Origin of the sequence: Lysinibacillus mangiferihumi (genome assembly GCF_003049665.1) — a bacterium.
Lineage (GTDB): Bacteria > Bacillota > Bacilli > Bacillales_A > Planococcaceae > Lysinibacillus > Lysinibacillus mangiferihumi.
Window position 1 is genome coordinate 182,970 of record NZ_PYWM01000006.1, and the last position, 19,746, is coordinate 202,715.

Here is a 19,746-nt window from a genome sequence, read left to right on the forward strand (position 1 = left end):
ATGCGACGATTAAAAGCAATTATTAGTTATGATGGAACGCAATTTTCTGGTTATCAAGTGCAACCAGGAGAGCGTACAGTACAAGCTGAAGTGGAGCGTGTACTTGCCGTTATGCATAAAGGTAACAAGGTCAAAGTAACGGCAAGTGGTCGCACGGATGCAAGAGTACACGCAACTGGACAAACACTGCATTTTGATACGCCGCTTGCAATACCGGTAGAAAAATACATGAAAGCGCTGAATGTACAGCTTCCAAGAGATATTCGTGTCTTATCCATTGAGGAAGTGGCAGCTGACTTTCATGCGCGTTATAGTGTAACAGGAAAACGCTATCGCTATATATGGTCGTGTGAGCCTGTACAAAGCCCGTTTCGTCGATATTACACAGTAGAGACCAATGGGGTTAAACCAGACGTTACAGCGATGCAGGAGGCGGCTAAGGCGATTATCGGGACACATGATTTCTCATGCTTCTGTGCAGCGAATACAAGTGTCCAAGATAAAGTGCGAACTGTTCATAAGCTCGATTTTGAATGGCATGGTGAAGAGCTACATATGGTGATTGAAGGTAGTGGCTTCTTATACAATATGGTACGCATTATTGCCGGAACTTTATGGGAAGTGGGCATAGGACGTCGAGAAGTGCAAAATGTCGAGCTAGTCGTTGCTTCAATGAATCGCGATAAGGCTGGCAAAACGGCGCCACCACAAGGTTTATACCTTGAAAAAGTGTTTTATTAAGGTCGATTGTTTAATAGAATACGGTATGTTTTATAGAAGCGGCAATTCGCTTTATAGAGAAAAAATATTAGGCGGAAAGTGTCAATGCAAATGCCAAACGTTACCCTGTACAACTTCACCAGGTGTTTAATGAAATTACTTGACTTTAAAAGCCATTCATTATATGATAACAGATGGTATTTTCATTACCACCACAAAATAAGCCCCGAAACTTATAGTGTAGACTAATGAAAAATAACGGTAATCGAATCGATTAGGAGGATATATACATGCGTACAACATTCATGGCTAAAGGTCACGAAGTAGACCGTAAATGGTTAGTAGTTGATGCAGAAGGCCAAACTCTTGGACGTTTAGCTTCTGAAGTAGCTGCAATCTTACGTGGTAAACATAAACCAACATTCACACCAAACGTTGACACAGGTGATCACGTAATCATCATCAACGCTGACAAAATCCATTTAACTGGTAACAAATTAGAGGGTAAACTTTACCGTCACCACACTCAATTTGCGGGTGGTTTAAAAACTCGTACTGCTGGCGAAATGTTAGAAAAGTACCCAACACGTATGATCGAATTAGCTGTAAAAGGGATGCTTCCTAAAAACTCTTTAGGTCGTAAAATGTTCGGTAAACTTAACGTTTACACTGGAACTGAGCACCCACATGCTGCACAAAAACCAGAAGCGTATGAGCTTCGCGGATAATATAAATTAAGAGGAGGATATTACTTTGGCACAAGTTCAATACATCGGCACTGGTCGCCGTAAAAGCTCTGTAGCTCGCGTACGTTTAGTACCAGGTACAGGTAAAATTGTTATCAACAAACGTGAAATCGAAGAATACGTACCATTCGCTGCATTACGTGAAGTAATTAAACAACCATTAGTAGCTACTGAAACTACAGGAAGCTATGATATCCACGTAAACGTTAACGGTGGTGGATACACTGGTCAAGCTGGAGCTGTACGTCATGGTATCGCTCGTGCTCTACTTCAAGTAGACCCAGATTTCCGTGCTGCACTTAAATCAGCTGGATTACTTACTCGTGATTCACGCATGAAAGAACGTAAAAAACCAGGTCTACGCGGCGCTCGTCGTGCACCTCAGTTCTCAAAACGTTAATCAATTTCTTATTGCATCAACGTTTACAAAGGTTTATTGGTTCAAGTTGGTGCAAATCAGCTTGAACCTCATAAAGAACTTAACAGAAAAAAAGCATCAGCATCTTGCTGGTGCTTTTTTTTTCTGGTATTAATTTCAGATATTAATACTGGATGGTTTGAATATTGATGTGTCCTAATCGTTTGGAAACATAAACAATAGTTCTTCAAACCGAACTTCATGGAGTAGTTACGGACTCAAACCTCTATCATAAAGTAATGAAAGAAGAACTAAATGGCACGGAAGAAGAAGGATACGTAGTGTTATTGTTTGAAGCAAAATGGGTAAATGATGATTATCGCATCTTAAGTGTTGCTTTGGCGAATGAAAAAGTGATTTATGCAGATGAAAATATTACAGTTTAATTTGGAGATTATGAGCATAGGAGCATTCTTCACATAAAACAAAGGTCTTTATATTATGTTACGAATTGGATAATGGACTCGTCTCGTTTTGATAGCTTTTTGCGATTTTCAAGGAAAAAAGCATTAACAACAAAGGAAAAATTCTTATTGTTAATGCCTTTTATTTTTGTTTAAATGGATCTTTTATAAGCATTTATTGTTGAAGTGTATTGGAATATTTTTGGATTTACTAATCCTTCACGTAAATCCATCATCCCCAATTGTCCCATTCTATTCAATAAAGGAATCAACCAACTACCACTTGGACCACCTTGTAACACTTTGATTTGATTGGATGATAACTTGGAAACTTTACTAGCATCAATGGGTTCTTTTGCATTTTCTATTGCTTCCTGAAAAGCTTTTACATCAGTTTTATACGTATTCTCACCAATTTGTTTAGTAAAACCTTTGTATCCGTAAGCTCCTTGAAGGATAATTAATCTTATCCCCATATCTTCCATAGAAACCATTTTTAAATACACCTCTCTTGAATCGATTTCTAAATTATAAATGTGGAATATTTATAGTTCTTTCAATGGTGTTCCAAGGGTAACTAAGTGAAGTACAATTAATCTTATATAATGCAGAAGTTCCACTTGAGATTTTTAAGTCTGAATTAAAAGTTACTGTATAATAAGTACCATCTATAATTCTGTCATTATTAAAATCTATGGAAGCAACATTAATTTTATAATCACGATTTTGTTAAGTAATACGTTCATCATCTAACCATTGATTTTCACTTCCATCACCAACTTGCATAACTGCTACAGCAACAGTGCCTGAAACTGCGTGAGAAGTTTGCTGTAAGCCAATATCTTCAGCATATTGATTATTTGTTCCAACTTGAGATACTACTTTGTCAATATAAAGAGCTGTTAATGATGGCGCTGGACCTCTTAGAACTGGATATTTTTCCAATTCTTCTTTAGGAGCTTCATTTGAAACTACTTGCGTAATAGTCCAATCTGGATGTTTTGCTTTTAGATTTTCAATTAATGTGTCTACTTCAATTATATCTTTTTCTACTTCTGAAGCTTCAGCTGTGTTTAGCCCTAACAAACCACTTGTTAAAATCCCAACCGTTAGTAAATATTTCTTCATTTACAACTTCTTTTTTTGCATTATTATACGTATTAATTATATTATAAAAATTACAATATAAAACAATATTTAACAAAATAATTAATTATTTTTAAATCTTTAGGATAAATTATGGCTTTTTAAGTGTTTTTTAAGACAATAATTCAAATGAACGTTTTCGTTTTTTACTCTCGAAATTTTTTGATATATTTTTCAGCTCTGAATGGAAGATTCAATTGTTTGTCTTTTGTTCTAAAACAATGGAATTAACAAAATAAAAATTTTTGCACTATAAAAAGTTTGATTAATAAAAATATTGAAAAATATTAACTACCTTTAGTAAAATCTAAAAAAGAATAGTAGATGCTAAGAATTTAGGGATTTAAAAATTACATAGACAAAGGATGTGAAAATGTTCTTATGAATATGGAAAAGAAGCAAGACCTTGCTTTTAAGTTTATTCTCGCCTACTTTATCGTTTTCATTATCTTAAAAGAAATATTTACTTTTTCAAGGCTGGTTCATTATTCTGTACCCATCATTGGTTTCCTCATCGCAGCATTTTTACGTTATAAATTGAAAGATAAAAAATCGGAATAACTTATTTAAAATTTAGAACACATCGTTAAAATCTACGTGTTGACCCTCTGTTTGGATTACGTTTATTTCTGCACTTACATTTTTCAAATTAAACAAATAGGCAAAGGATGTGGAAACATTCTTATGAATATGGAAAAGAAGCGAGACATTGCTGCAAAGTGTTTACTCGGCTGCTTTATTATTTTTTATATCTTAACTGAAATTTTTGCTGCGTCAAAACAGTTTAGATTTACAGGCTACTTTATTGGCTTCCTCATCGCCATATTCTTACATTATAAATTTAAAGATAAAAAATCGGACTAACTTCAGAACGGATCATTAAAGACTAAGCGTCAATGTTTATTCTTAAGCTCTTTCTTTTTAAAGATATATTTTTCTTATGTCGATTGATATTATCCCCTTTAAGTAGACAATGTTAAAAAAACTACAGTACGCTGTAGATAAACATTTTACTTAAAGGGGAATTTTCTATGTCTAGAAAAAATAATACGTATTCTAATGAATTAAAATTAGAAGTAGTGCAGGCCTATTTAGCAGGAGAAGAAAGCATGCAAGTAATTGCGACAAAATACGAAATTCGTAATGTTTCGCAAGTGAAGGCTTGGGTGAAGAAGTTTAAAGAAATAGAATCAATTGAAGCGTTTAACCGTCTTCCCTCTACAGGTTCAGGGGCGAAGGGTGTGAAGAATCCATTAAAAGGGAAACGTGTTCATTTTAAAGATGTAGAAGAAGAACGTGACTACTACAGAGCGCAGGTAGAATACTTAAAAAAGCAGTATCCAAATCTATAAATGGAGGAATGCCAACTTATCCAGATCGCTATCACATTATCGAAGAAATGAAGGATCGTTATCCAATTACGTGGCTGACTGAAATGGCGAAAGTAGAGCGTTCAGGTTACTATAAATGGTTGAAAAATGGAAAAGTATCTTTGCGTAAACGTGATGATGCTCTATTAAAGGAATACATTTTAGACATTCATCAAACGCATAAAATGTACGGCTATCCTCGTATGAAAATTGCTTTGCGAGATAAAGGCTTCAAGGTCAATCATAAAAAAGTATATCGATTAATGAGCGATTTAGGCATTCAATCGATTATCCGTAAAAAGCGTCGTGTGTGGGGAAATCGTATTTCACGTGTATTCGATAATGTCTTAGAACGCAAATTCAAAGAGCGGACAGAAAATGAGGTACTAGTTACGGACATTACGTATTTACCAACCAAAAAATGGATTTCTATACCTGTCAGCTGTTCAAGATTTATATAATAACGAAATCGTCGCATGGAAAATTGGTGAACGAAACGATTTAGAGTTAGTGATGGATACATTGCATGAATTAGCGGCAAAAAGAAATGTATATCGAAGCATCCTCCACTCGGATCAGGGCTTCCAATACACGTCTATAAAGTATCATCAAAGGGTAGAACAGCTCGGCATGATTGGCAGCCATTCTCGCAAAGGAAACTGCCATGACAACGCTTGTATTGAGTCATTCTTCTCGCATTTTAAAAGCGAATGTTTGTATCAGTTACACGACAATTCTGAGGAAGAAATTAGACAAGCCGTTGAGCAATATATCTATTTTTATAACTACCAACGCTTCCAAAAACGACTCAACCACCTGGCACCGATAGAATATCGATACCAGATGGCTGCTTAGTCTTTTTAAAGCTGTCTACTTGACAGGGGTAAGTCCAGATGTTAATTCTACTGTGTCTTTTCGATTCTTGTACTAATAAAATCAACAATTATATGCTTTGCATTTTACTGGAATTATCATTAATCAATTTGCTTTGAAAACTTGTAAGAAAAAGATTCTTCAAATTAAATATAATATAGTATTGTTTTTTAGATTTATTCAATTATTAATGTTTTTGTATTACTTTTTCCAATATATATTTAATATGGATTCACAAACCATATGCTTAAATTAGCATTGTTAAAATTAATAGGACACTGGAGGTATTAAAATGGCTTACGAAATTATGTTTTATCAATTATCAGATGAAGAGTTATATCAGAAAGTTAAAATCGCATTTACAGATATAACCTGTTTTTTTAATAGAGAAGTAGGAGAGCAAGCAATTCATGACAACATGAAGTATAATGCAGATGTAATTGCAACATGGTTATTTGATGAGTCTCCGAATACCAATCAACGTTTACGAATTGAATATGAGCATACTAAACCAATAGGATATGGGGTTTCTTGGAGAGACAAAGAGCGTGTGGATAATATTTCACACAGCTATATCGTTTTAAAGAAATCAAAATTTAAAGAAGATGAAGAAGGGTTCTATATAATTTTCGCAGCACCTTATCTTAAAGCAGGAGGATATGTATCATGAACCTTGAAATGATTTATTATTTTGCATCAGCAGAGTTTATACCGGGGTACTCTTGGGATGAACTTGAAGCAGTTTATATTGATTTTCGAAAAAACAGTAGTGAAGACCGCTTGCAGTTTAAAGAAGAGCTTTTGTATTTAAAAAAGCTATTAGAAGAAAATAAACATGCACAAATTGAACAATGGCTAAAGAAAGAAATGTACTCTACAGATTTAGATAAGATCGAATTAATTCAAAAGTTCATAGAAATTATGTTACCAATTATTGAAAAATACGAATATAATCCAAAAATACCTTATGTGCCTTTCCAAGCATTTAAATATATGCTAGCAACATACATTACTCCTAAAAATGACATTATAGCGTTCAATGTATGGGAAGTGCAGCACGAAGGTGATACATATATTTCACATTTAATGAAAGATGTAGAGTATATTGAAGAAGCATTCAAACAAAACGATGCTTCAAAAATTGGAGAAATATTAAAAATCGCAAATAATGTAGGTGTATATGTTCTAGAATCGCAATATAGAGACGAATTTATTCAACTATTAAAAGAGCGGGTATCATAGAATACCCTAATTTAATTTATATTCGTCAAGTATTCAAAATAGCCCTTTTGAGCTTTTTCAGCAACCTATATGTGTATCAGTTAATGGTTTGTATTGTATTGTTATACCACCTGACTGAATACAACATCCGTTATTGAATGCTACAACTGCCACATAGTTAAAATGACAATATCTAACTCAGTGTACGTTTTCGAGTGATAACGAGTTATATAACCCACTTTGTAAGCGAACCACTGTGTTAACCATGCAATTTTTGCGCTCCTAGGTTTTACAGATGCACTTATTTTAATATGTTGATTGTATTAGTGAAATCAACATATTCCGGAATGTTAATGTTATTATTTATAGTGAAGTTTGACTAAAAGCATCTCACCTCCATAGAACTGTAGAGGTGAGATGCTTTTTATTGAAGGTATTGCTGAAAATTACATTTTTTTAAAAGAAGAGTAAGTATAAATAAATATGGTTTAGAAAGCTATATTTATACTAATGAAAATTTGATTTTGAATAATTTTTTAGGCTGTAGACAAAGTCAAAATTTAAGTTTGTCTACAGCCTTTTTAAAAAATGGTATAACTATCGGGTAATCGGGTAAGTGATAGTAAAATCTAAAATTAATAAATTGAATTTTATTATTAAAATCTATAATAAAGTTTTCTACAATGCACTTTTTTAAGCATACATATTTTCAGCTTTATGGTTTAAATAGAGTGGCATTCTATTAAAGTGAATATGAAGAAATAAAAATGTATTAATGAAATTTTTTTTCATACAATTATAATTATTGAAAATTATTTCTTTTTATATTATTTTAATTTTGAAAGCACTTTTATGTAATGAATGTTTAGATAGGGGGTGTATACATATGAATCTTTTGGATAGAATGCGAGATCAATTTCATTCCTTTACGGAAAAAGAACAAGTTATTGCGAGTTACATCATTCAGAGAACAAGCATACAGAATGAAAATATAACTGTATTGGCAAAAGAATTGAATACTTCACCTGCAACTATAACTCGCTTTTGTAAAAAGGTAGGTTGTAAAAGTTTTATTGAGATGAAGATGGAGTTAGAAAGAGGAGCTGCTATACACAAAAGTTTAAACAATCAACGAACATAAAAATGTATCTTAATTTGTATGGAACTTTGGCTTGGGCATTTTTCATCCGCAAATTTATTGGCATATGGTGTGAAAACAATTGTTGATGAAAGCGTTTTAATCGTCTTAAACAATCATACGAAAAAGTGAGGTTAAGCAAAATGAAAAAAATATTATTCTGCTCAATACTACTTATTTCAATTATTATAGCAGCGGGCTGTAAATCTAAAAGTGAAAGTGAAGCGACAGAATCCTCTGAAGAAGCATCAGTAGAATCCTCCGAAGAATTATCAGGAGATATTGTGATGTGGCATTCATTTACACAAGGACCTAGACTAGAAAGCATACAAAAAACAGCAGATCAATTTATGAAGGATCATCCAAAAGTAAACATAAAAATTGAAACATTTTCATGGAATGATTTTTATACAAAATGGACAACAGGTTTAAACTCAGGAAATGTACCGGACATAAGCACAGCGCTACCTAATCAAGTTATAGAGATGGTAAATTCAGATGCATTAATCCCGCTCAACGATACGATTGACAAAATAGGTAAAGATAAATTCAGTAGCAATGCATTAGATGAAGCAAAAGTGCAAGACAACTACTTTTCAATACCACTGTACTCACATGCACAAGTAATGTGGGTTAGAACTGACTTATTGGAAAAATATAATTTAGAAGTGCCCAAAACTTGGGATCAATTATATGAAGCAAGTAAGAAAATGAAGGAAGACGGAGTTTATGGAGTGTCTGTTCCGATGGGGACGAATGATTTTATGGCGACAAGATTTCTCAACTTTTATGTAAGAAGTGCTGGTGGAAGCTTACTAACGAAAGATTATAAAGCTGATTTAACAAGTAAGATTGCACAGGACGGTATTAAATACTGGATCAAAATGTATGAAGAAATATCCCCGAAAGACTCCTTAAACTTCAATGTTTTACAACAAGCTACGTTATTTTACCAAGGAAAAACAGCATTTGATTTCAACTCAGGTTTCCATATTGGTGGCGTACAAGCTAATAGCCCACAATTGTTAAATTCTATTGAAGCGTATCCTATTCCAAAAGTAAATGAATCTGATCCTGATTACGGGATTGAAACATCCAACGTACCTTTGGTTATTTGGAAAAACTCAAAGCACGCTGATGTTGCGAAGGCATTTTTAGAAAAGCTATTTGAAGAGGGCAACTATCTTGAGTTTTTAGATGCAACACCTGTCGGCATGCTACCAACGATTGATAATATTACAGATAATCCTGCTTATAAAGAAAATGAAATAAGAAAGCAATTTGAACATGCTGAAGAAGTAATTACTAAAGCTGTAAAAGAAGGAACAGCTATTGGCTATGAGAATGGTCCAAGTATTCAAGCGGGTATTATGACGAATCGACATATTATTGAAGAAATGTTCCAAGATATTATTTCAAATGGCACAGATCCGATGGAAGCAGCAAAAAAAGCGGAAATGAAACTCAATGATATATTCGAAACAGTAGCTGTAAATTAGAGGGAAGTATAAGAAGGCGACGACTCAAGTGGGACAAGCAAGGTTAGCAAGAAAGCGACTCTGCTTGCCCACGATCGTCTGCCGATTTCCAATAGACATGTTGGAAAGAAGAATGGAGTTGAATGTTCGTTGGACATAGTAGTCACGCAAAAGTAAAAAGGAGTTTCACTTTTTGCTTTGAAAGAAAGGAGTTACCATGCTAATAAAGAAATTTGATTACGCTCGCTGGCTATTTGTAATGCCAGCAATAATAGTTGTCGGTTTACTATTTGTCTACCCATTTTTATCTAGTATTTATTTCAGCTTTACAACGAAAAATTTATTATCACCGAACTATCAATTTGTCGGTCTTGATAATTATAGAAAAGTATTAGCTGACCCAGATTTTTGGAACTCATTTTTTAATTCATTAAAATGGACTTTCTTTTCTTTAGCCGGTCAAGTTTTAGTTGGCTTTATTTTAGCTCTAGCTATACATAGAATAAAGCGATTTAAATGGTTATACCGAACACTGCTTATTATACCTTGGGCATTTCCAACGATAGTCATCGCCTTTTCTTGGCAATGGATATTAAACGGAGTGTACGGTTATTTGCCAAATCTAATCGTCAAATTAGGATTGATGAATAATCCACCTGCATTTTTTACCGATAGTACGTGGGCGTTTGTTTGTTTAGTAGGAATCAATATTTGGTTTGGTGCACCTTTAATCATGGTGAATGTATTATCGGCATTACAAACCGTGCCTCAAGAACAATTTGAAGCGGCTAGAATTGATGGTGCTTCCTCTTGGCAAGTATTTAGGTTTATCACGTTACCCCATATTCGGGTAGTCATTGGCTTATTAGTCGTATTAAGAACAATATGGATTTTTAACAACTTCGATATTGTGTACTTACTAACAGGAGGGGGACCTTCAAATGCCACAACGACACTCCCTATCTTTGCCTATAACCTTGGTTGGGGAACACAGTTATTAGGACGTTCCTCTGCAGTAACGGTATTGCTATTTTTATTCCTTTTAACAATTTGTTTACTTTATTTCTATATTATTAGGAAATGGGAAAAGGAGTCGAAATAAAATGGTTAAAAATAAAAAAACAATTGTAAGTTCGTTTCTGTCTCATGCTTTGCTAATAATAGCTACTATTCTTGCCGTATTCCCTTTAGTATGGATTTTCCTCTCCTCGGTTAAAGGCAAAGGTGAGTTAACGCAATTCCCAACAAGATTTTTTCCAAAGGACTTTACATTAGAGTATTTTATCCACGTAATTAGAGATTTACATTTTATAGATAATATCAAAAATAGTGTGTTAATCTCCTTAAGTACAACGGTCATTGCTATTATTATTTCCTCAACCGCAGCGTATGGAATAGTGAGATTTTTTCCGAAATTGGGTTCGATTATGTCGAAATTATTAATCACTACCTATATATTCCCACCTATATTATTAGCCATTCCATACTCTTTAGTAATGGCAACCATTGGTCTAAGTAATAGTCTAATTGGTTTAATTATCGTTTATCTATCATTTAGTGTCCCGTATGCGGTATGGCTACTAGTTGGGTTTTTTCAAACGGTACCCATTGGCATAGAAGAGTCTGCCCAGATGGATGGAGCAAATAAATTTACTATATTTTTTAGAGTTGTGTTACCTATCGTAGCTCCTGGGATTGTCGCTACGGCCATTTATACGTTTATCAATGCATGGAATGAATTTTTGTATGCCTTAATCTTAATTAATGATACTAGCAAAATGACCGTTGCAGTTGCTTTAAGATCATTAAACGGTTCGGAAATTTTGGATTGGGGAGATATGATGGCAGCTTCCGTAATTGTTGTGTTGCCTTCCATTATCTTTTTCATTTTTATTCAAAATAAAATTGCAAGTGGGCTTTCGGAAGGTGCCGTTAAATAATTAGAGGGAGGTGTTATTTTAATGTTTAAAGTCGGAACATTTAAAATAATGATTATTGTATTATTTTTCGTTTTTAGTACTTTAGGAAGTGCTCCAGTATATGCGAAAGATAGTTCAAATCCTGCTAAATTAGTTTATCAGACAGATAATTTGGAATTGAAGAACCAAGGCAAAGATATTACGAATGATGTGAAAGACGTATTGGATAGTGAATCTACGACCATTATCATCAAGTTTAAAACCGATAATCAAAATGCATTACAAGCTTTGTTTAGCTCGTCTAATAATAATCCTTATTTTAGAAATAACTATTTTGATATTTTTATGAGACATAACGGAGAGTTAGGAATCGAGGTAAGGGATGCGACGGAACATATCAATTATTTATTTGCTAGACCAGCGTCACTATGGGGGAAGAGTAAGAATAAAACAGCATTAAATGCGATAGCATTCGTTGCAAATGCAGAAGAGAAATCGTATAAGTTATTTGCAAATGGAGATAAGATTTTAGAGGAAAACGTTTCAAACTATAAGTCGTTAACGGACATTTATGGAGTAAATACGTTCTTGATTGGTGGCGTGAATCGTGAAGGAAAACTAGAGTTCGGCTTTGATGGAGAGATTTACACGTTAGCAATATACAATGGTGTACTGACTGACGATGTATTATTACATGAAACGAGCAATGCGCTAAATAAAATGATATTTACATCAGGTGATGCGTCCAAGGCGAATTATTTTAGAATTCCTGCTTTGTATACATTAAATTCAGGGAGGGTCTTAGCAAGTGCAGATGCAAGATATGGGGGGACACATGATTCGAGAAGTAAAATTAATATCGTTACGTCCTATAGTGATGATAATGGTAGAACGTGGACTCCTCCGAAGTTTGCATTGAAATTTGATGATTATGAAGAACAGACAATCGAATGGCCAAGAGATAATGTTCGTAAAAACATACAGATTAGCGGTAGTGCTTCATTTATAGATTCAGCATTAGTGCAAGATAAGCAGACGAATAAGGTTATTTTAATGGCCGATTTTATGCCTGCAGGGATAGGGAACCATAATGCATTAAAAAATGACTCTGGTTATAAAGAAATAAATGGGGCGTATTATTTGAAGTTAAGGAAATCTAATGAATCTACCTATCATTACTCAATTAGAGAAAATGGAGTCATTTTTAATGATACGGTCAATCAGCCTACAGAATATAAAGTTGATGGCTATTACAATTTAATGAAAAATGATGATTATTTATATGTACCACAATATTCAGTGAGGTTTGATAACGACAGGCTAATCGAATATCAAAATGGAAAAAATGTCAAAATGAATATTTTTTATAAGGATTCACTCTTTAAAATCACCCCGACCAATTATTTAGGTTTTACTATAAGCGATGATTTGGGAGAAACTTGGGGCGCTCCTAAATTACTACCACCATTTAATGGTCTAAACAAAAATGCCACATATTTGAGTCCTGGACAAGGTATCGTGCTTAGTAATATGAACCGAATAATTTTTGCCACATATACAAATGGGCAGATGGTGTATTTAATTAGTGATGATCATGGTAACTCGTGGTCGCATCGCACGGCATCATTACCTTTTGCCAATGCTACAGCAGAGGCGCAAATGGTAGAGCTAAGCCCAGGGGTTATTCAAACATATTTAAGAACTTCAACAGGGAAAATCGGCTATATGACAAGTACCGATCATGGTGATACATGGAGCGCAGTGCAATATCTTGAGCATGTTCAAAATCCTTTTTATGGTACGCAACTATCGATTATAAAATACTCTCAAAAGGTAAACGGTCACGATATTTTATTGATGAGTACCCCAAATTCAAAAAATGGTAGAAGAAGCGGTCAAATTTGGGTGGGTATTGTAAATGAAACAAATCATTCTGCAAATTGGCAAAAGAAATACGATGTTGATTTTAGCAACTATGGATATTCGTATTCCGCAATAACGGAATTACCGAATCAAGACATTGGGCTTCTATATGAGAAATATGATTCTTGGTCGCGCAATGAGCTGCATTTAAAGAACGTTTTAAAGTTTGAAATATTAACACTGGAAGATATATATCAATAACGATTAGGAGGGAATACTCGTGGTGAATTATGCAATAGTGGGTACTGGATATTTTGGTGCGGAATTAGGAAGGTCCATTCTAAAAAACAAGGATGCTAACATTGTTGCCATTTATGATCCTGAGAATGCTAAAGAGGTAAGTGTAGAGTTAAAGGCAGAGGTTTCAACCTCCTTGGATGACTTAGTAACAAGAGAAGATGTGGATTGTGTTGTTGTAGCTTCGCCAAATTATTTGCATAAGGAGCCGGTTGTGAAGGCTGCTCAAAATGGCAAACATGTATTTTGTGAAAAACCTATCGCTTTATGCTATGAAGATTGTAAAGACATGGTGGAAGCTTGTAAAAAGAATAACGTGATATTTTTTGCTGGTCATATTATGAATTTCTTCAATGGTGTGCAGTATGCAAAGAAACTAATCAATGATGGAGAAATCGGGGATATTTTGTTTTGTCATGCGGCAAGAAATGGTTGGGAAGAAAAGCAGCCGGAAGTGTCTTGGAAAAAAATAAGAGAGAAATCAGGCGGGCATTTATATCATCATATTCACGAATTAGATTGTATTCAATTTATTATGGGGGGGCTCCCTCAAAAAGCAACAATGATTGGCGGAAACGTTGCTCATAGAGGTGAGCAATTTGGAAATGAAGATGATATGATTTTTGTCAATTTAGAATTTGAGAATAAAAAGTTTGCGCTACTAGAATGGGGTTCAGCATTTCGATATGGCGAACATTATGTTTTAATCCAAGGAACAAAGGGATACATAAAATTGGATATGTACAATGTAAAAGGAACGTTAAAGGTGGATGGCAAAGAGAAGCATTTTCTTATCCATGAAACACAAGAAGAAGATGACGATCGGACAAGAATTTATAATAGTTCCGAAATGGATGGTGCTATCCAATATGGGAAACCAGGGAAAAGAACGCCTTTATGGTTATCTTCTGTAATAGATAAAGAAATGAAGTACTTGCATCAAGTGCTACAAGGAGCGGAAGTGAGCGAGGAGTTTCAAAAACTTCTAAACGGACAAGCCGCCTTAGAAGCCATTGCAACAGCGGATGCTTGTACACTTTCAATCATCGAAGATCGAAAAGTAGGCCTTTCGGAAATTGTAAAGTAGACAGAAAGCCTGTAATGTCCAGCACAGGCTTTTAGTGAAATACTTGGCAGGTGTTTTTGGAAATAGAATTAACAAGGGAAAGGATGTGGAAGTTTCCTATGACTATGAAGAAGAGAAAAATTGCTACAAAGTATTTGCTCGCATGCTTCATTATTTTTTATGTCATAAAAAGGATTATTAAAGTAGGGAGACAATAGAAGATGCATTAAAAAGACCCTTCTATTATCTGAACAAGTACTTTCCCTATACATGTGTCAGCTTGAAGATATTGAGGGATTTCGTTTAAATGACTACGACTATGGGGATGAGTTATTGCTAACAGGAATCAGTTTTCATCCAGATGGCTTTGACAAAATTACAATCGAAAGTTTAGATTCTGAATTAAAAGGCATTGAAGAAATTTCATCTACTACAAATTTTAGCTTCCACATCAACAATAAAGATTATTTCTTTATAGAAGCGAATCGTTTAGTTTTTGAGGGCAAGGTTTTTAAAGATTTAATTGCTCCAGAAAATAAGCTGAAATGGGAAGATGAAAGTTAATGGTCTATAGGAAGATGCGATTGTACGCTGTATTGTAAGAAGCGCATTAGAGGCCTTCCTTAATTAAATAAAAAACTTTCAAACTCTCAAGCCAATTGCTTGGGAGTTTTTTGTTTACTTTCTAGCATAGTTCCAACACGAACTTCGTACACTATAACTAAAGGGTGGTGGATATGGGTGAAGCGCTGGCTTGCACTAGGAGTAATTATGCTAATGAGTATAGTGGTCGTGGCATATGAAACGAATGCTTCGGACCGCAACTTCTTCTTACCTGACCCAATTGGTGGCACGAAAATTGTCATTGATGCGGGACATGGTGGTCAGGATGGAGGTGCTTCAAAGGGCGAAGTAATTGAAAAGGACATTACACTTGCAATTGCTCAGCACGTGGAGAAGCAATTAAAGAAGAAGGGCGCAACAGTCGTGATGACGCGTACACAGGATGGAGATGTTATTGATGAACACGCGCCATCAGAAAAATTTGGCACACTAAGGGAACGTAAAAAGCAAGATATCTTTTTAAGGAAGGATATTGTTGCAAAAGAACAGCCGAATATTTTTATTACGATTCATGCCAATGCAATTCCAGAGACAAAATGGCGTGGAGCACAGGTGTTTTATCATAAAGACGGACATGCTGATGGGGAATTGCTAGCCAATAGCATTCAGCAATCGATTCGTACGAAATTACAAAATACAGATCGTGAAGCGTTGGCAATTAAACAAATCTACTTGCTGAAAAAAGCGGAAGTACCTGCCGCATTAGTTGAGACTGGATTTATCAGTAATGATGAGGAACGTGCGCTATTAGTCGATAAAAAATATCAAGAAAAAATGGCGGATGCTATCGTTGAAGGTATTGAAGACTACTTACTTGGGAAAATTGAATAGAGCAACAGCTACTATGTAAATCAAAGCATTATGATATACTAACATTGACAGAAAATAAGGGGAGTGTTCGTCGTGATAACAGAACAACAAGTACGAGAAATACTGGGACAACTACAAGATCCATTTTTACATAAATCATTAGCAGAAACTGACGGTATTACAAATGTGGCAATTAAAGAAGAAAAAAACCATGTCAGTGTAAAAATTGCGATTGCTAAAACAAATACACCGGAGCAAATGCAACTTCAAATGAAGATTGTAGATGTATTAAAAGAAGCGGGAGCTAACACGGTAGGTATTCGCTTTGAAGAATTATCAGCAGAAAAATTACAAAGTTTCCGTGGTACAGCAACAGAAGCTGAAGCGCAAGATATTTTATCACCACTAAGTACAGTACAAGTGATTTCAATTGCTTCCGGGAAAGGTGGCGTAGGGAAATCTACAGTATCTGTTAACTTAGCGGTAGCGCTAGCCCGTCTAGGAAAAAAAGTAGGTTTAATTGATGCTGATATTTATGGATTCAGTGTACCTGACATGATGGGTGTTACAGATATGCCAAAGGTAGTAGATAATCGTATTTTCCCAGTTGACCGTTTTGGTGTAAAAGTGATCTCAATGGGATTCTTCGTTGAAAATAATGCACCAATCGTTTGGCGTGGGCCAATGCTAGGTAAAGTATTAGATCAATTCTTCCGCGATGTAGAATGGGGCGAGCTGGACTATCTTCTATTAGACTTACCACCAGGTACAGGTGATGTAGCTTTAGACATTCATCAAATGTTACCTTCTTCAAAAGAAATTGTTGTAACTACGCCTCACCCAACAGCAGCATTTGTTGCCGCTCGTGCAGGGGCAATGGCTCTACAAACTGACCATGAAATTCTAGGTGTTATTGAAAATATGGCATGGTTTGAGTCGAAATCAGGGGAACGTGAATTTGTATTTGGTCAAGGTGGCGGTGCAAAGTTAACAGAAGAGCTACGTACAGAGCTACTTGGACAAATTCCACTTGGTCAGCCAGATTGGACGGATGAGGAATTTGCGCCTTCCGTGTATGCAGAAAAGCATCCAACAGGACAAACGTATATCAATATTGCGACGAAAATCATTCAAAAATTAAATAAATAAACAAAAGATTTCCTCAAATTGCTGAGGAAATCTTTTTTGTTTTGTGAAGTTATTGGCCGCTCTGCTTTTTTTCTTTATCTGAGCTGCCGCCACCGTCAGCGCTAGCCTCTTTTTTGTTGCCGCTCTCAGATGAAGCACTCTCACCACTTTTTTTGATAAGCTCCAGCCATTTCGCCTGCATTAGTGGACTTTCAATCGTTTCCTTGACGACTTCCTCCATTTGCTTGCGCAGAGTAGAGGATTTTAAAATCGTCTCCATTTGCTTTTGCATATCAGGCTGACCAAAGAATGATTCCAAATCCTTTTGGTAAGTAGGATCTTTCATGAGTTCCTTCATAATATCCTGTTGCTGCTTTTGCATACTTTTGGCTACAGTTTCTTTAAATTTTGGATCTTCAAAAGTCTTTTTCCAAAAATCCTCAGCTTCTTTAGAAAGCAGTGTTTCCTCTGTCGCCTTTTTTACTTCGTCATGTTCTAATATCAATAATTCACGAAAACTCGGCTCCTCTAAAAGCTGTCGCAACGCCTTTTTACCATCCTCTGTTTGTAGAGAGTCAATCATAATTTTTTTTATCTCATCATAAGACATGGTAGAGGTTTTATCTTGTGAACAGGCAGCAAGAAAAAGCGTTAAAATCAGTAATAAAGTCAATTTTCGCATGTAACATCAGCCCTTTCTATAGATAGACTCTTTCAATTATTGTTCACATTTATGATGACTTTATGTATTGCTTGCGAAGAGAAATAGCTTTTTTAACAATGCATTGTTAAAATGATTACAGATATATGAAGAAATTGGGGGACTTTGAGTTGTGACGATACGAAATTGGGCAAAGTTTTTCTTCTTTGCAATGCTCGTTGGTGGCGTAGTCAACGGAATTTTTAGTTTATTTATTCGATGGAGCTTCTTTCAACCATATGTAGCAAATGGTCAATGGGGTGAATTTTTCGCAGGGCTTTTATGGATGGTATTCCTAGGGTTTACAATGAGTGTTATTGCACAAGCAGGGTTTTTCGCCTATCTAACACTGCATCAAGTAGGTGTTAACATTTTTAGAACGCTAACGCTATGGAATTGGGTACAGCTATTATTGATTGCTGTTACCATCTTTGATATTGTGTTCTTCCGTTTTGTACCGGGTGTTAAAGATGGACAAAGCTGGGTATTCTATTTGGGACTTCTAATCGTTTTAATTTTTGCATCAGTAGCAACAGCCATGCAAAAAGTGAAAATGACTGGAAAAAAACATGTTTTAGTGTCCGCATTATTTTTTATGATTGTTATTACAACATTAGAGTGGACAATCGCATTAATGGGACGTGATGAAAATATTAACGAATATGTTGCCTTATTATTATTCCCATTACTAGCTGTAAATGCATATCAATTATTAGTATTACCAAAATACAATGCAAAATCCGACGAAGATCGCCGAAAATTAGAAGAGCGTCGAAAAGCGCGCCTTAATCAAGCAAAAAATGCATAATGAATAAAAAAATGAGTAGCCTCAAAGATAGATGAGGCTACTTTTTTTATGGAGTTTTTTTAGATTGAACTGAGTAACCGAATATATTTTCTTCAATAGACATAAATTTATTTTGCTGCAATAAAGTATTTAATGCTTTAAAAGAAACATTACTATCTTGATGCAATGAAGTAAATAAGAAATCTCCTTTCTGTAATTGAGGCGTTTTTTCTCCTTGCCAAATGAGGGACGGCGACAGAATGTTTACTTGTTTTTGAAATAAGCTCTTTTGCAATTCCTGAGAATATTGATGATTTCTTGTGGCAAACCAAAGCGGTGTTGCCTTTAAATATTTTTCATAAGTTTCAACATCCTTTTGTATTAAGGCAATATCTATTGGTTTTTCTACTGCATCTTCAGGACCTAATAATCCTGTAGGTAGTTTCCTCTCTTGTATCACTTTAATATGCTCTGGTGAGCGTTCAATCCATGCAGCATCTAAAAGTAGAAGCGGATAAGGTGCTTTTACGTTTTTTAACCAATCTAACAACGCGTCATCAGAAAAAGAAATTTCGACAATAAGAGAAGTACCATAATGTCCTTTTGTTACAACAGTTGGTGCATTAGCGATATTAAATACAGATATCATCGTAGAATTTAGCGGTTTGATAAAGATAAATAATATTACTATTAAACCTAGTGATATCAACGTTTTACGTATCATAATAAAGACCCCATTTCTATATTTTTAAAACGACAAAATAACCTCTTTAAAAAAACTTATGATTTTATGTTGACTTTCATGATTAATCGATGTTATTATGTATAAGTCGCCAAGAGATGACGCGACAAACGAAACAAAATGAACCTTGAAAACTGAACAAGCAAAACGTAATCAATATAGTTTTTATTAGCTAACTTCGTTAGTGAACGAAACAAAATTTTGGACATCAAAATTGATGCCAGCAAAACAATTTGAGCTAATCAAATTTCTTTTATGGAGAGTTTGATCCTGGCTCAGGACGAACGCTGGCGGCG

General features: G+C 34.9%; 24 protein-coding genes. 20 read left to right on the forward strand and 4 right to left on the reverse strand.

Features of this window, described 5'->3' with window-relative positions; all coding sequences use genetic code 11:
• The 4 genes from truA to C9J37_RS28215 all read left to right on the forward strand — a co-directional run bounded on the left by truA (window position 1) and on the right by C9J37_RS28215 (window position 2,270).
• Window positions 1–741, forward strand: coding sequence for a tRNA pseudouridine(38-40) synthase TruA (gene truA / locus C9J37_RS08510; protein ID WP_069514354.1), 741 nt, complete (start codon window positions 1–3; stop codon window positions 739–741).
• Between the two features lie 269 nt (window positions 742–1,010).
• Entirely contained in the window at window positions 1,011–1,448 is a 438-nt protein-coding gene (gene rplM, locus C9J37_RS08515; protein WP_024364352.1) for a 50S ribosomal protein L13, read from the forward strand.
• 25 nt (window positions 1,449–1,473) lie between these two features.
• Window positions 1,474–1,866, forward strand: coding sequence for a 30S ribosomal protein S9 (rpsI, locus tag C9J37_RS08520; protein WP_004233744.1), 393 nt, complete (start codon window positions 1,474–1,476; stop codon window positions 1,864–1,866).
• Window positions 1,867–2,123: 257 nt separating this feature from the next.
• The gene (locus C9J37_RS28215) at window positions 2,124–2,270 is read left to right on the forward strand and encodes a hypothetical protein (RefSeq protein ID WP_167397277.1); all 147 of its coding nucleotides are present in this window, start codon (window positions 2,124–2,126) and stop codon (window positions 2,268–2,270) included.
• A 170-nt stretch (window positions 2,271–2,440) separates the two neighbouring features.
• Here C9J37_RS28215 and C9J37_RS08525 read toward each other — a convergent pair whose 3' ends face one another.
• Both C9J37_RS08525 and C9J37_RS08530 read right to left on the reverse strand, forming a co-directional pair.
• Window positions 2,441–2,782, reverse strand: a complete 342-nt coding sequence (locus tag C9J37_RS08525) for a hypothetical protein (protein WP_107895000.1) — start codon at window positions 2,780–2,782, stop codon at window positions 2,441–2,443.
• Between the two features lie 235 nt (window positions 2,783–3,017).
• On the reverse strand, window positions 3,018–3,416 hold the full coding sequence (locus tag C9J37_RS08530; protein WP_107895001.1) for a hypothetical protein: 399 nt from the start codon (window positions 3,414–3,416) through the stop codon (window positions 3,018–3,020).
• A gap of 702 nt (window positions 3,417–4,118) precedes the next feature.
• Between C9J37_RS08530 and C9J37_RS08540 the strand changes: the two genes are divergently transcribed.
• From C9J37_RS08540 to C9J37_RS08610, 15 genes are all read left to right on the forward strand, one after another.
• Window positions 4,119–4,298, forward strand: a complete 180-nt coding sequence (locus C9J37_RS08540; RefSeq protein ID WP_103977932.1) for a hypothetical protein — start codon at window positions 4,119–4,121, stop codon at window positions 4,296–4,298.
• A gap of 167 nt (window positions 4,299–4,465) precedes the next feature.
• Window positions 4,466–4,786, forward strand: coding sequence for a helix-turn-helix domain-containing protein (locus C9J37_RS08545; protein WP_107895003.1), 321 nt, complete (start codon window positions 4,466–4,468; stop codon window positions 4,784–4,786).
• A gap of 8 nt (window positions 4,787–4,794) precedes the next feature.
• A complete protein-coding gene (locus C9J37_RS08550) occupies window positions 4,795–5,265 on the forward strand; it encodes an IS3 family transposase (protein WP_107895004.1) in 471 nt (156 codons plus the stop codon).
• A gap of 7 nt (window positions 5,266–5,272) precedes the next feature.
• A complete protein-coding gene (locus tag C9J37_RS29630) occupies window positions 5,273–5,659 on the forward strand; it encodes an IS3 family transposase (RefSeq protein ID WP_407656236.1) in 387 nt (128 codons plus the stop codon).
• A gap of 310 nt (window positions 5,660–5,969) precedes the next feature.
• Window positions 5,970–6,347 carry an RNase A-like domain-containing protein gene (locus tag C9J37_RS08560; RefSeq protein ID WP_107895006.1) on the forward strand — a complete coding sequence of 126 codons (378 nt, stop codon included), beginning with the start codon at window positions 5,970–5,972 and terminating at the stop codon, window positions 6,345–6,347.
• Window positions 6,344–6,919 (forward strand): hypothetical protein, encoded by a 576-nt coding sequence (locus C9J37_RS08565; protein ID WP_107895007.1) that lies wholly within the window; start codon window positions 6,344–6,346, stop codon window positions 6,917–6,919. Before C9J37_RS08560 ends, C9J37_RS08565 begins: the two co-directional genes overlap by 4 nt.
• A gap of 865 nt (window positions 6,920–7,784) precedes the next feature.
• On the forward strand, window positions 7,785–8,039 hold the full coding sequence (locus C9J37_RS08570; RefSeq protein ID WP_024364349.1) for a MurR/RpiR family transcriptional regulator: 255 nt from the start codon (window positions 7,785–7,787) through the stop codon (window positions 8,037–8,039).
• A gap of 140 nt (window positions 8,040–8,179) precedes the next feature.
• Window positions 8,180–9,535, forward strand: a complete 1,356-nt coding sequence (locus tag C9J37_RS08575) for an ABC transporter substrate-binding protein (RefSeq protein ID WP_107895008.1) — start codon at window positions 8,180–8,182, stop codon at window positions 9,533–9,535.
• Between the two features lie 196 nt (window positions 9,536–9,731).
• A complete protein-coding gene (locus C9J37_RS08580; RefSeq protein WP_107895009.1) occupies window positions 9,732–10,616 on the forward strand; it encodes a carbohydrate ABC transporter permease in 885 nt (294 codons plus the stop codon).
• Window position 10,617: 1 nt separating this feature from the next.
• A complete protein-coding gene (locus C9J37_RS08585) occupies window positions 10,618–11,454 on the forward strand; it encodes a carbohydrate ABC transporter permease (RefSeq protein ID WP_107895010.1) in 837 nt (278 codons plus the stop codon).
• Between the two features lie 21 nt (window positions 11,455–11,475).
• Window positions 11,476–13,557, forward strand: a complete 2,082-nt coding sequence (locus C9J37_RS08590; RefSeq protein WP_107895011.1) for a sialidase family protein — start codon at window positions 11,476–11,478, stop codon at window positions 13,555–13,557.
• Window positions 13,558–13,576: 19 nt separating this feature from the next.
• Window positions 13,577–14,680: a Gfo/Idh/MocA family protein gene (locus C9J37_RS08595; protein WP_107895012.1), complete on the forward strand. Its 1,104-nt coding sequence runs from the start codon at window positions 13,577–13,579 to the stop codon at window positions 14,678–14,680.
• 204 nt (window positions 14,681–14,884) lie between these two features.
• Window positions 14,885–15,223, forward strand: a complete 339-nt coding sequence (locus tag C9J37_RS08600; protein WP_428842488.1) for a YxiG family protein — start codon at window positions 14,885–14,887, stop codon at window positions 15,221–15,223.
• 177 nt (window positions 15,224–15,400) lie between these two features.
• Window positions 15,401–16,114 carry an N-acetylmuramoyl-L-alanine amidase gene (locus C9J37_RS08605; RefSeq protein WP_107895014.1) on the forward strand — a complete coding sequence of 238 codons (714 nt, stop codon included), beginning with the start codon at window positions 15,401–15,403 and terminating at the stop codon, window positions 16,112–16,114.
• 72 nt (window positions 16,115–16,186) lie between these two features.
• On the forward strand, window positions 16,187–17,242 hold the full coding sequence (locus tag C9J37_RS08610; RefSeq protein ID WP_024364340.1) for an iron-sulfur carrier protein/transcriptional regulator SalA: 1,056 nt from the start codon (window positions 16,187–16,189) through the stop codon (window positions 17,240–17,242).
• A 49-nt stretch (window positions 17,243–17,291) separates the two neighbouring features.
• On the opposite strand, the gene gerD is transcribed toward C9J37_RS08610, so the two are convergent.
• The gene (gene gerD, locus C9J37_RS08615) at window positions 17,292–17,903 is read right to left on the reverse strand and encodes a spore germination lipoprotein GerD (RefSeq protein WP_107895015.1); all 612 of its coding nucleotides are present in this window, start codon (window positions 17,901–17,903) and stop codon (window positions 17,292–17,294) included.
• Window positions 17,904–18,054: 151 nt separating this feature from the next.
• On the opposite strand from gerD, the gene C9J37_RS08620 reads away from it, so the two are divergent.
• Window positions 18,055–18,729, forward strand: a complete 675-nt coding sequence (locus C9J37_RS08620) for a KinB-signaling pathway activation protein (protein WP_024364338.1) — start codon at window positions 18,055–18,057, stop codon at window positions 18,727–18,729.
• A gap of 46 nt (window positions 18,730–18,775) precedes the next feature.
• Here C9J37_RS08620 and C9J37_RS08625 read toward each other — a convergent pair whose 3' ends face one another.
• Window positions 18,776–19,432, reverse strand: a complete 657-nt coding sequence (locus C9J37_RS08625) for a hypothetical protein (protein WP_107895016.1) — start codon at window positions 19,430–19,432, stop codon at window positions 18,776–18,778.
• Window positions 19,433–19,746: the final 314 nt, after the last annotated feature.